An 11974-nucleotide genomic window follows, 5' to 3' on the forward strand; every position below is an offset into this window, starting at 1 on the left:
GGCGGTGATGATTTCGGCGAGTTCGCCCTTGCGGGCGTTGAGCAGTTCCCGGAATGTGAAGATCACCTGGGTGCGCTTGGCGAGGGAGGTGTCGCGCCAGGCGGGGAACGCGGCGGCGGCGGCGTCGATGACGGCGCGGGCGTCCTCGACGCTGGCGAGGGCGACCTGACCGGTGACGGCACCGGTGGCCGGGTTGGTGACCGGGGCGGTGTTGCCGCTCGTACCCGTGAACGTCTTGTTGTCGAACCAGTGTGGGATCGCCCGAAGGGTGCTGTCGTTGTGTGTCATGAAGTGGGGTCCTGTCGAATGAGAAGTAGTGGGTGGTTTCGTCGGGGAAGCGGCACGATCGGCATCAGAAGATGGTGTATGCCTTGCGGACGGTTTCGGTGACGTCCCAGCGTCCGGACCATTCCGGGGGCAGGACCACGAAGTCGCCGGCCGAGATCTCGACCTTGGTGCCGGTCTCGTCGTCGGTGAGTGTGGCCTTGCCTTCGATGATGTAGCAGGTTTCGGTGTTGGGTCGGTCGACGACAGGCCAGCCGCCGGGCTGGCATTCCCAGATTCCGATCTGGGCGTCGGTGCCGCCGTCGACGGGCAGGGTGCGCAGCTGCGGGTCGCCGCTGTCGGCGCCGGGCCGTTGCCCGGCGGGGGTCAGCTCACCGTTCACGACGGTGGAGGGCAGGTGGATCAGTGAAGCCATGTTCGATGTCTCCAGGAATCGGTCGAGGGGATGTCAGTGGGCGCCGGTGAGTTTTTCCAGCAGCGCGGACACCTTGGACGGTTTGTTGGTGACGCGTTCTTCGAGGTCCGCGGTCGCGGCGGCTCGCAGTCCGGCGTTGACCCCGAACCATCGGAAGGGTTCGACCTCCCATTTGGGGGAGTGGTGGTTGACCACGGGGAGTGAGTTCAGGTCGTCGCGTTTGTCGAGGATGAGGTTGCGCAGGATGCGGCCGGCGAGGTTGCTGGTGGCGACCCCGTCGCCGACATACGGTCCGGCCCAGGCCATTTTGTTGTTCTGGTCGTAGCCGACCGAGGGGAACCAGTCGCGCGGGACACCGAGTGGGCCGCCCCACCGGTGGGTGATCGGTACGTCCTTCAGTGTCGGGAAGAACTCGTGCATCGTGTCGATGATCTTCTCGTGGATTTTCTCGTCGACGTCGAACGACGGGTGGACCTTGGACCGGAAGTGGTATGGCGCCCCGCGCCCGCCGAAGACGAGGCGGCCGTCGTTGGTCGGGTGGGCGTAGATCCGCAGGTTCCGCATGTCGTTGAAGGCGGTTCGGCCGTCGAGGCCGAGTTCGAGACGGACCTCGTCCGGCAGCGGGGCGGTCGCGACGACGAGCGAGTACAGCGGCGCCACATTGCGCCGGTATTCGGGGAATTCGGGGGTGAACGCCTCGGTGGCGCGGATGACGACGGATGCGGTGACCGACCCGTGCTGCGTCCAGACGATGCCCTTGCCGATCCCGTCGACCGCGGTGTCCTCATAGATGACCCCGCCGCGCTCCTCGACCCAGCCGGCGAGACCGCGCACCAGCTTGTCCGGGTGCAGCAGGGCGCAGTGCTCGGTGTAGATACCGCCGAGCACACCGGCTGCGTTGACCTTCTCGCGCGCGGCGTCGGCATCGAGCAACTGCCACTGCCCGTGGGTGCCGAACCTCTCGGCGCCATCGACGGTCGCCTTCGCCCGCGCCCACTGCGCCTGGCTGCGGGCGAGGGAGACGAATCCGTCGCGGGAGTATTCGCAGTCGATCTTCTCGGCCGCGACGACGTCGCCGATCTCGCTGACCGTGTCGTTCATCGCCGCCTGCAGATCCAGGGCGGCGCGATGCGAGTACAGCTGTTCGACGCGGCCGAGCGACACCGGGAAGATCGAGGACGCCCACCCGCCGTTGCGTCCCGAGGCGCCGAAGCCGGCGTATTCCCGTTCGAGCAGAACTACTTTCAGCGTCGGGTCGGCCTGCAGCAGATAGTAGGCCGCCCACAGTCCGGTGAACCCGGCACCGACGATCGCCACGTCGGCGGTGATGTTGCCGGGCAGCGTGGGCCGCCGGGATGTGTGCTCTCGGTCTTCGCGCCACAGGGGTGTACCGTCTGCGGCACCTGACACACCGCGCTCCGCGCGGGCGTTACTGACCACCATTTACAGCCTCCAGCCGTTCGTTCGTTCGTGCGTCGAAGTCCAGTGTCGTCTCAGCGTGTGAGCCCCGACATACTCCGGATTTACAGACATATAGCTGGCGGCTGTACTTTTGTATGAGGAGGTGAAGGCCGATGATCTCCGTCGATCAGCTGGCCGCGATCCCATCGCTCGGCCTGCGATATCTCGCCGGTGAGAGCGGCGGCGCGAGGCTGGTGACCTGGGCGCATGCCTGTGACCTGCCCGATCCGTGGTTGTGGTTCGAACACGGTGATCTCGTCATGACCACCGGCGGCGGGCTGCCTCACGGCGACACGGAGCAGTCCGAGTGGATGGCGCACCTGATCGACAGCCAGGTCAGCGCCCTGGTGATCGCCCGCGGCCCCGGCACCCCGGATGTCACGCCGGCACTGCTCGAAGTCGCCGAAAGTCGCGGATTCCCCGTGCTCTCGGCAAGTTTCGACCTGCAATTCGTCGCGCTCGCGCGCACCGTCATCGAAAGTGCCGTCGAATCCGAACGACAGCGCCTGTCCACCATCACCCGCCTGTACGACGTGTACTGGCAGGCCCTGCACGCACGCGGCACCTTCGGGGACCGGATCTCCGCGCTCGAAGGGACCACCGGATGGGCTCTCGAGGTCCGCGATCACGGTGCCGGCGGCGAGGTCATTGTCAGCGGACGCCTGGCTCTCCACGAGCGGAGCGGCCACGCGGATCCTGCGGCCGACCACGTCGAAATTCCGATCCCGGGGGCAGGAGAAGTGGTGCTGTCGGCCAGTCCCGGCCGGGTCCCCGTCAACGACCGCCCGCTCCTGCAGCACCTCGGGGGCCTGATTGCCCTCGAACTCGAACATGATGCCGCTCAACGCGACCGACTCCGTGCGTCCGGGGCGGACTTGCTCGTCGGCCTTCTCGACGAAACCATCACCTTCGCCGCCGTCTGGCCCGAACTGCGCCACCGCGGCATGACCAATGGGGTGGTCGTCGCCTGCTGGAGCACCCCGACCGCCGACCCACTTCATCACGAGACCATCCACCTGCAGGTCTGTCTGCAGCAATACGCACCGCTGTTGCTGCCGCGCGCGGGGCTACTCATCGCGGTGGTGCCCCGCGATCTCGACCTGCTGGCGACGATCAGCGCTAAGCTCGCTCCGGACTGTGCGGTCGGGATCAGCAGCACTCTGACCGCCAATTCGAGTGTCGCCGAAGCGGCCCGGCAGGCACAGCTTGCCGTGGCCCGCGCTCATGAGCAAGACCAGACGGTCAATGTCTACGGCGAAGACATCGACGACGTCGGGTTTCTGCCCCGCAGCATGGAAGACACCCGGAGGTTGGTCCGCACCACCCTCGGCCCGCTCATCGTTCATGACAAGAGCAACGAGGGTGAGCTGGTGACCTCGGTGCGCGTGTTCCTCCGGAACGATGGCGCGTGGCAGAAGAGCGCCGACGAGTTGAAGATCCACCGGCAGACCCTCGTCTACCGGCTGCGCCGCGTCGAGCAACTCACCGGCTTGAAGCCGACCTCCACCGAAGGCTCGGCGATGTTCTGGCTCGCCCTGTCCGGTGCCGAGCGAGCGAAACTCGATCTCGACGAGTTGATCGACTGAATGGAACACCAGATGGGCTGGTCCGTCACGGACCAGCCCATCTGGTGTTCAGGTGCTACCTCGAAGCTCAGGAGCTGATGCTTTCCGTGGCCACCCCGGATGCGTCAGGTCCGCTGTCGTGGGCGGCCGGCGCCACCTGTGTGGAGGCGCGGGTCTTCTTCTTGACGAAGTAGACGATCGTCAGCACCACCCACACCGCGATTCCCTGCATCAGTTCGATCCGATTGGCTTCCCGGAAACCCATGCTGACCAGTACCGCGACGATGGCCACCGTCACCAGGATCGGAAGGCCCGGGTAGAGCCACATCCGGAACTCGAGGGAGCCGGGGTTCTCCTTCTCCCACCGTCGACGCAGGCGCAGCTCGGAGATGCAGATCATGAAGTACACGAACAGGAACACCGCACCGGAGGCGTTGATCAGGAACAGGAACACCGTGTCCGGGAAGATTGCCGCAAGGACCACGCATCCGTAACCGATGACGGTGCACGACAGGATGCCCTTGACCGGCACGCCACGCTTGTTGGTCGAGGTCATCCACGCCGGTGCGTCACCGCGGCCGCCCATGACGAACAGCAGCCGGGAGGAGGTGTAGAGCCCGGAGTTGAGGACCGACAGCACCGCCACCAGGATGACAAGGTTGAGCAGGTCCGCTGTGCCGGGGATTCCGATCCGGTCCAGGGCGGCGACGAACGGGGACTCGCCCGGTACTACCGAATCCCACGGCACGATCACCGCGATCAGGAACGTGGAGATGACGAAGAACGCGAGGATACGGAAGACGACGGAGTTGACGGCCTTGCGGATCGCCTTGGCCGGTTCCGCCGACTCGGCGGCGGCGATGGTAACGACCTCGACACCGGTCATGGAGAAGATCACCACGACCACGCCGATGAACAGGGTGGCCAGCCCGTTCGGGAGGAGGCCGCCATGGTCGGTCAGGTTGGAGAAGTCGATGCTCGCGCCGGGCCAGAGCCCGAAGACGAACAGTGCGGCGACCGCAATGAAAGCGACGATAGCGACCACCTTGATGCTCGCGAACCAGTACTCGGCCTCACCGAACGCGCCCACCGAGAGCAGGTTGACCGCGGTCATGATGACCATGAGGGCAGCTGCGATAGCCCACACCGGCAGCGAAGGAATCCATTTGTTGATCATCTGACCGCCGACGACGGCCTCGAATCCGACGACGATGACCCAGAAGTACCAATACAGCCACCCGGTTGAAAAGCCTGCCCACTCACCCCACGCCATTCGGGCGTAGTCGGTAAAGGAACCGGAACATGGTTTGGCTGCCGCCATTTCGCCGAGCATCCGCATCACCAGCAGCACGATCAGCCCCGTGATGCCGTAGGTGACAAAGGCGAGCGGGCCAGCCTGGTTGATGATCGCACTCGACCCCACGAACAGGCCGGCACCGATGACCCCGCCGAGCGAGAGCATTGTCAGGTGCCGCTGTTTAAGGCCGGGTTTGAGCTGATGGGCCCCGTTCGGAGTTGTACCCATGGCATTCCCTTCATCAGGTGCCCGCGCCGGTCGACTTCGCGGGGCGGGCGGGATCGAGCTTGTGATGGGAGTCACCCTGCTTGCCCGCGGCCGTCCCCGCCATGCGCCATCGGAACAACGCAGAGGTGGGGCCTTCATACATTTTGATGAACCGCTGTCGGGTTTCGGCCCTGACCTGGTCGTCTGGCGCGAGCGCCGCTCCGAGGGCTAGCCCGCCAGGTCGTGAACGTTGTGTTTCCTACTGCTTCCGCGGGCGCCGAGCCGGGGCTATCCGGTCCTGGTGATCAGCCCACTATGGGTGGTAGCGATGGACCGGAGCATGGCGATCGTGGTCCGAACACGCGCAAGGCGTTGAAGCTCTCGTGGAACGATCAGTCAGTACATCCGTAGCACCGTGACCTCTTCGGCCAGAATCCACTCCAGTGTCAGGTCGGGGTCGCCGATATGGAGGGGGAGTGCCGCGACACCGAGCCCGGCTGCGGTAGCCAGCCATTGGCCGGTGATGTTGTTGGTCTGGATCTGGGTGCGGTGACCAGGGGATCGGCTACGCCACAGCTGTTCTGGTGTGGTGGGGTATAAACGGATCCAAACGGGCCCTTACTTCAGCCGAACGAACGGCCTTGCTCTCCGCTGCAGTCAGTGCGGTCCGAAGCTGACCCGGTCGGCTTCCCCGGCAGGTTCTCGCTTTCGCCCTCGCCGCCATACACGATGTGGGAAACACGACGTGTATTCGGCTGTCAGGGGTGGTGTAGCCCAGTGATCTCCTACGCGTCGCGATTTCGGTGATAGCGCGCGCAGCAGCAGCTCACGTCCAACTCGATGACCCGCCTGTTATACCTCGTAACGGACGCCACCCCGCGGGAGAACACGATCGATAGCTGGTCGTGGTCTTCGAAACAGCGGCTGCACAAAAGATTACGGCGCCGGACCGGGCATCGCCCCGGTAATCGACAGCGGCGGGCGACACGCCGGATGAAGCATGAACTTGTCGACCTGCGGGATGGGCGAGCGCTCGGGGCGCCTACTGTATTCCGGGGTAGTCGAGTTTACTTACCTCCGTTATCAGTACTTCGAAAACGTATGATTTCAAAGTTATTGGGCTCAAAGCTTGCCTGAGCAATCGTGCGGGCAGGTTCGGTTCTGCACTTTTGACTCGCCAATGAGAACTGCGCGCCACCTGGTGGTGTCGGTGGCCGTGGGTAGCTTCCCTCTAGCGACGAACGAGGCAACCGCAGGGTCGATTCCCGATCGTGGGTGGGTTGCGTTTCCCCACCTCTGCCGAGACGACGACCACCGCCCGTACCGCTGCCCGGTGTGGAGGGAGGAGCATTCCGGTCGCCTGGGGAGGACGGCGGCGACAATGCCTTCACCTACGACGAAGTCGCTGTCCCGGTGGGTTCTTCGGCAAACATCGAATCCGAAGAAGAGAACGGCCGCACGACCGTTACGTTCAGTGCGACCGGCCTGGCACGCGACCGTGACTTCGGTGTACATGTGCACACGCAGCCCTGCGGGCCGCAGCCGGCGGATCCAGGGCCGCACTATCAGAACGACGTCGATCCCGCCGCCGGAGGAAAAGCCGTCGGCTGTGTTCGATCACGGCTGGACAGCTGGGGTGATGTGGCTCAACACGCACACCCAACGACCATCTCGTTTCACGAACACGTCCGTTGTCCATTTGTCGGCGTCGAACTGCCTTCCCGCGTAGTGCGTGGTGTTCGTCACCCGAGCAGTGAAGACCGCGGTATCGCCGTAGACCCTGACTCGGGCCTCCCCGGCGCGGTCCATGGCCGAGTGGGTCGGCTCGCCGGACATAGCATCGCTCACGTGAAGGGCGGTGCGAAGGCGATCTTTCAGTACGGCGAGGACATTTTCACCATTGATGTCGATGCCGCGCTCGATCTCCTGCAGAAGATCCGAGCAATTTGCGGACGACGGCGGAACCGGATGGCCTAGTTTCGCCGGCGAGGGTGTCTCGTACATGATTCGAGACGAAAGGGCGGAAGGGAGGCTCGTCGCGTCCCGTTCTGCCGTCGKGGGTCGAGGGTGGGGACCGTTCGTCCRTTGGTGGCCCGGGGTGGTGTTCTCAGACGGTGTAACGCAGCAGAGAGACGCCGTTTTCGAAGCCGCGGGCCTGCGCCAGCTGCAGCCTCGGCATCTCGTAGCCGTCGGGGAACAGCCGGCGCCCCCGACCCTGGACGGTGGGGTACACGAACAACCGGTACTCGTCGACCAGGCCGGCGACGATCAGGGCGTGGGTGAGCGTGATGCTGCCTGTGACCACGATGTCGCGGCCCTGCTGCCCTTTGAGTTCCCGGACTCGGGCGATCCAGTCGCCGGTGAGCACGGTCGAGTTCCGCCACTGGGGGTCTGTCATGGTCGAGGAGACGACGTACTTGTGGATCTGGTTCAGCTCGTCGGTGATTCCCGTCTGGTCGTCGGTCTGTTGGGGCCAGTAGCCGCGGAAATCCTCGAACGTCTGCCGACCCAGCAGCATCGCGTCCACGTGCTCGGACTGCCGGCGGGTGGCCTCGAGCAGCTGCGGATCCTGGTCCGCGGGGTCGAACCAGTCGCCGAGCATCTCGATGGAGCCGTCGAGGGTGATGTTCTGGGTGATTGCGAGTGTCCTCATATCAAGTACTGACCCTGCGGCGGCCGAAAAATCATCGCCAACAGGCACAGCCCCAGCCGTACCGCTGCGATCCATACACTGACTGTCCTCGACTGCATGGCTGCGCCGGGGGCTTGTCTGACCTCAGGTCGACCAGCATTCCGTGATCTACCACCCATCGGGTCGTCATCTGGATCGGGTGAACGCGGCCTTGGAAGGTTCTTCCACCCTTGCCCAGGCAGTATCTGTCCGCGCGCAAGGCTCCGGCGCGGTAGATGGTTACTGATTCAGGCTCGCCTGAGCCTGAACCTTGTCCTGGTGAGGACCAACCGGCGACAACCCCGACCGCCGGCCCGGCCAGTGGCAGCGTCCACCACATGATGCAGAGAACCGATCTCCAAAACTGGCGATCGACATGCTCTTCGGCACGGCGACGATCGCCAGGGGTGCACATATCCCGCTGAGAGCACTGCCGGCGACACTCGGCCTCGGCTCCGGGCGGGTTTGCGCTTCGGGCAGATGTCGCAGATCTTGTTCACCAACGGCTACCAGGAAGCGGTCTTTGAGAGAGATCAGGAGCAGGCCGACTTCCCGAACGGCTGAAACGGAAACCGGATTACCTGGCTCGCAATTGGATGGCTGTGTGGTTCACGCCTCGTTCCGGAAACCAGATACGCCTGCCTCCCTGATAGATACGGTTCGACCCGCTGCCCCGGATCAGAGCGACGCGGTCCAATGGATAACTGCCGGCTCTGAAGCCTCGTTCGAGATCGCCGTGGTCCAAGGCCGCGTTGCGCAATCCCAACCTTGCCTATCGTCGCTGCGGCTCACCAACGTTTTTGATTGACAGAGTGAGTCGCACTCGTTCTGCCTGAATCTTGGTGCGTCGTGAGTGTGGAACTTCACGAGGATCGTGTCGACCCGCCCAGATCGGGGATGGGTTGGGACGTTGAAATGTCAGTTCGGGTGAGCTTCCTGATTACCGTGAGAAGCCGCCTGCCGTTACTGTGTGCGTTCGACGGTTGCCCGGGCGAAGAAGGAGACACATGACGGTATCACCGAAGGGTTCGAAAGGTTCGGCGAAAGTGACAACCAAGGAGATTCGTGAGTGGGCGATCGGGGAGGGCCGCGAGGTGTCTTTGCGTGGCCGGATCTCGGCCGAGGTGGAGCAGGCCTTCCATGACGCTCAGACGAAGAAGGTTTCGACAAAAACGGCGCCGGTAAAGAAGACGGCCGCAACGAAGACGGCCGCAACGAAGACGGCCGCGCCGAAGGCGGCGGTCAAGAGGACGGCCGTGAGTAAGGCTCCGGCGAAGAACTCGTCCAGGGAGATTCGTGAGTGGGCGATCGGGGAGGGCCGCGAGGTGTCCTTGCGTGGCCGGATTCCGGCCGAGGTGGAGCAGGCCTTCCACGACGTTCAGGCGAAGAAGGTTTCGACAAAAACGGCGCCGGTAAAGAAGACGGCCGCAACGAAGACAGCCGCAACGAAGACGGCCGTGAAGAAGACAGCTGCAACGAAGACGGCCGTGAAGAAGACAGCTGCAACGAAGACGGCCGTGAAGAAGACAGCTGCAACGAAAACGGCCGGCAAGCAGACAGCCGCGACGAAGACGGTTGCGAAGAACACAGCGAAGAAGATAGTCGCGACAAAGGCGGTTGCGGAGAAAAAGGCCGTGAAGAAGRTGGTCGCGGTGAAGGTTCCGGTCAAGAGGACGGCCGTGAGTAAGGCTCCGGCGAAGAAGTCGTCCAGGGAGATTCGTGAATGGGCGATCGGGGCGGGTCACGAGGTGTCCCTGCGCGGCCGGATCTCGGCTGAGCTCGAGCGGGCCTTCCATGATGCTCAGGCGCAGATGCCGGTGGCGTGAGTTGCAACATTGCGCTGATGGATTCCGTGGCCAACCTGCGGCGAAGGCCATGAGCCTGTGGGGATCATGGCCTTCGGGATCATGTGGTGGGCGATTGTCCGGCCTCAGCGGTGCCCGCTATGGGTCCGAGGTGTCCCGGCGGCACCTGACTTGACGATTCTCGCGGGGGAGGGGATTGGGTGCAGCAGTTCCGGCCCAGGGTAAGCCTGGGCCGGGGTGTGCGTGGCGCCTTGGGCGCGGCGGGACACTGTGATGCCACCGCCGGGGTGACGCGAATGCGGGTCACCGCGGCGAGGGTGCCGACGGCTGGGTGAGGTGCCGAGTTGCCGTGATCTCGACAGCTTCACCCGCTGCTCGGCAGTGGTCCCCTGAACATTAGTTCGGTTGTGGCACTGACGAGCTGCGGGTGAGTGCTAATGGTTGCAGTGCAGGATTCCCTCCGGCAGTTCGACAGTTCACGCCATCTCGGGGACGTGCAGGTGCGCGATGGCGAGCTCGAACTCGCATGTATCGAGTACCTCGGCGTTCGCCTCGCGAACCCATTCGTCCCGGATGCGGTCGATGCGTTCCCTGTTCCGTTCCATTGCCTCGGAGCTGTCGAATGTCAGCGACGACACCCCGCGACCCGCGGCGTGGTCGAGCATCAGACTGGCGCTGCAGAAGCCGTCGAGTTCCTCCATCTTGGGCAGTGCTGCCATCTTCCACACGTCGACGGCGCGGTCCATATGGGCCGACTCGGTCTTGACCCACGTGACGCGGCAATAGGCCCCGCGGTCCGAATGGTGGTCGCGATGCATGACAGCGATGTCCCACCGCGACACCTCGGTGGTGCCGTGGAAGACCTCGGCTGCGACGTCACGTAGCTTCAGTACCTGCCCCTCGCTGGCGCGTAGCGATTCCTCGTCCCGCCACGAACTGGTCGCAATGCACCGGCCCGTGCCGCGATCGATGAGCAGAGACATTCCGAGGCAGCCCTCTACGTCCGCCAGCGCGGGCATCACGGTGTCGCGTACGTGCTTGATCCCGGCGTCGATGTACGACGGATGCGCTTGAATTGTGGTTGAGCGTGCGAACACGATCGGCACCCTTCTTCTCAGGGCGGCGCCGACGCGGCGTCGCCGGTCATTTGTCTGTGTTTCACACTGCTCCCCCTACCCGTCGGAGGCAATGGGCGGTGGCCGGATGCCCCAAACGAATGCGTGCCGGCGAGCCGTCCCCAGTGTCACCGCGGGGTTGTGCGGGCCGCGGTGGCGAGGTCGGTCAAGGCGGTATCGAGGTGGCCGATGATCCGATGCAGATGAGGGACCGCCGTCCGGTCACCGACGACCGCGACGTGCAGCTGCCCGGATCGGCTGGTGAGGGTGATGCTCAACGCCTGGCCACGCGCGAGGGTCGGGATTGGGTAGACGGCGTCGAGGTGGGCGCCGTTCCAGTACCGCGGGCGGGTCGGCCCCGGGGTGTAGGAGATCATCACGTTGAACGGTGGCGGGATGTCGTCGAGGACCTGGCGGATCGGGTCGAGCATGATCGGACTCAACGTCATGGCACTGAGCAGTTGAAATTGGGTACGGCTCAGGGCCGCGACAATCCCGCTGGTATGGGCTACGGAGTCGGCGATCCGTGCCAGGCGGGCAAGGGGGTCGTCTTCGTCGGTGGCCAGGGACACCACCATTGCCCCGACCCCTCGGTTGCCGCCCGGCCCAATGGTGGGGTCCTCGCCGAGGTCGAGCGGGACGGGGAGCATCGCGGTCAACGAAGCCTCGGGGAGTGCGTACTGCTCGAGCAGATATGCGCGGAGCGCGCCCGCGCACAGGGTCAACACGATCACATCCAACGGGGCACCGGTACAGGCGGAGAGCCGGCGCAGTTGTTTCAGGGGCCAGGACCGGGCGGCGACCTTGCGGGCACGGCCGGTCGGGGCGTTGAAGATCGTCGGCGGGGACTGCAGCGGCAACGTCRGGCGCTCTTCGGTCAGTCCGTGGTAKCCGGCACGGACCAGGGTGGGAACGGCGGCCGCCATCTCCCGCGTGATGCCCAGGCCAGACCGCAGCACCCCGCGTGCGTCGAGGGAGGAATACCGAGTGGGGGCCGCGACCGACGGGCTCCACGGCGCGGGGGAGTTCCGGAGGTCCGGGTCGACCGAGAGCGTGCGGTGCAGCAGCCTCATCCCCGAGGCGCCGTCGGTCAGCGACAGATGGAATTTCGTGTATACAGCGGTGCGCCCATCGGTCAGTCCCTCGATGACGT

General features: G+C 64.7%; 10 protein-coding genes and 2 pseudogenes. 3 read left to right on the plus strand and 9 right to left on the minus strand.

Annotated elements, in window-relative coordinates; all coding sequences use genetic code 11:
* The 3 genes from AC1D1G_RS32850 to AC1D1G_RS32860 form a co-directional block, all read right to left on the minus strand.
* The coding region (locus AC1D1G_RS32850) for an aldehyde dehydrogenase family protein (RefSeq protein WP_477955361.1) at window positions 1-288 on the minus strand (288 nt) is incomplete at its 3' end.
* A gap of 64 nt (window positions 289-352) precedes the next feature.
* Window positions 353-700 carry a cupin domain-containing protein gene (locus AC1D1G_RS32855; protein WP_477955362.1) on the minus strand — a complete coding sequence of 116 codons (348 nt, stop codon included), beginning with the start codon at window positions 698-700 and terminating at the stop codon, window positions 353-355.
* Between the two features lie 33 nt (window positions 701-733).
* The gene (locus AC1D1G_RS32860; protein ID WP_477955364.1) at window positions 734-2143 is read right to left on the minus strand and encodes an NAD(P)/FAD-dependent oxidoreductase; all 1410 of its coding nucleotides are present in this window, start codon (window positions 2141-2143) and stop codon (window positions 734-736) included.
* Between the two features lie 131 nt (window positions 2144-2274).
* On the opposite strand from AC1D1G_RS32860, the gene AC1D1G_RS32865 reads away from it, so the two are divergent.
* Window positions 2275-3747, plus strand: coding sequence for a PucR family transcriptional regulator (locus AC1D1G_RS32865; protein ID WP_477955365.1), 1473 nt, complete (start codon window positions 2275-2277; stop codon window positions 3745-3747).
* A gap of 67 nt (window positions 3748-3814) precedes the next feature.
* Here the strand turns inward: AC1D1G_RS32865 and AC1D1G_RS32870 are convergent, their stop codons facing one another.
* Window positions 3815-5251 carry an amino acid permease gene (locus AC1D1G_RS32870; protein ID WP_283331646.1) on the minus strand — a complete coding sequence of 479 codons (1437 nt, stop codon included), beginning with the start codon at window positions 5249-5251 and terminating at the stop codon, window positions 3815-3817.
* 13 nt (window positions 5252-5264) lie between these two features.
* The gene (locus AC1D1G_RS32875; protein WP_009474549.1) at window positions 5265-5393 is read right to left on the minus strand and encodes a hypothetical protein; all 129 of its coding nucleotides are present in this window, start codon (window positions 5391-5393) and stop codon (window positions 5265-5267) included.
* A 1126-nt stretch (window positions 5394-6519) separates the two neighbouring features.
* Here AC1D1G_RS32875 and AC1D1G_RS32880 point away from each other — a divergent pair.
* Window positions 6520-6820: pseudogene (locus AC1D1G_RS32880) on the plus strand (superoxide dismutase family protein); the annotation flags it as partial.
* 27 nt (window positions 6821-6847) lie between these two features.
* Here AC1D1G_RS32880 and AC1D1G_RS32885 read toward each other — a convergent pair.
* Together AC1D1G_RS32885 and AC1D1G_RS32890 are read right to left on the minus strand one after the other, a co-directional pair.
* Complete coding sequence (locus AC1D1G_RS32885) at window positions 6848-7234, minus strand: nuclear transport factor 2 family protein (RefSeq protein ID WP_477955367.1); 387 nt, start codon at window positions 7232-7234, stop codon at window positions 6848-6850.
* A 103-nt stretch (window positions 7235-7337) separates the two neighbouring features.
* Window positions 7338-7883: a dihydrofolate reductase family protein gene (locus AC1D1G_RS32890; protein ID WP_280782268.1), complete on the minus strand. Its 546-nt coding sequence runs from the start codon at window positions 7881-7883 to the stop codon at window positions 7338-7340.
* Between the two features lie 1046 nt (window positions 7884-8929).
* Here AC1D1G_RS32890 and AC1D1G_RS32895 point away from each other — a divergent pair.
* A pseudogene (locus AC1D1G_RS32895) lies at window positions 8930-9727 on the plus strand (Lsr2 family DNA-binding protein); the annotation flags it as partial.
* 455 nt (window positions 9728-10182) lie between these two features.
* Here the strand turns inward: AC1D1G_RS32895 and AC1D1G_RS32900 are convergent.
* Window positions 10183-10812, minus strand: coding sequence for an antibiotic biosynthesis monooxygenase (locus AC1D1G_RS32900; RefSeq protein WP_280782266.1), 630 nt, complete (start codon window positions 10810-10812; stop codon window positions 10183-10185).
* Window positions 10813-10949: 137 nt separating this feature from the next.
* Window positions 10950-11974, minus strand: a 1025-nt coding sequence (locus AC1D1G_RS32905; protein ID WP_477955368.1) for a wax ester/triacylglycerol synthase domain-containing protein, incomplete at its 5' end; no start/stop codon positions are given.

Source organism: Rhodococcus sp. P3_B8 (genome assembly GCF_056402775.1).

What these genes read in the sequence shown, in the direction of transcription:
- AC1D1G_RS32855 (WP_477955362.1), bottom strand. Translation starts at nt 700, where the DNA reads ATGGCTTCACTGATCCACCTGCCCTCCACCGTCGTGAACGGTGAGCTG.
- AC1D1G_RS32885 (WP_477955367.1), bottom strand. Translation starts at nt 7,234, where the DNA reads ATGTACGAGACACCCTCGCCGGCGAAACTAGGCCATCCGGTTCCGCCG.
- AC1D1G_RS32875 (WP_009474549.1), bottom strand. Translation starts at nt 5,393, where the DNA reads ATGTATGAAGGCCCCACCTCTGCGTTGTTCCGATGGCGCATGGCGGGG.
- AC1D1G_RS32890 (WP_280782268.1), bottom strand. Translation starts at nt 7,883, where the DNA reads ATGAGGACACTCGCAATCACCCAGAACATCACCCTCGACGGCTCCATC.
- AC1D1G_RS32860 (WP_477955364.1), bottom strand. Translation starts at nt 2,143, where the DNA reads ATGGTGGTCAGTAACGCCCGCGCGGAGCGCGGTGTGTCAGGTGCCGCA.
- AC1D1G_RS32865 (WP_477955365.1), top strand. Translation starts at nt 2,275, where the DNA reads ATGATCTCCGTCGATCAGCTGGCCGCGATCCCATCGCTCGGCCTGCGA.
- AC1D1G_RS32870 (WP_283331646.1), bottom strand. Translation starts at nt 5,251, where the DNA reads ATGGGTACAACTCCGAACGGGGCCCATCAGCTCAAACCCGGCCTTAAA.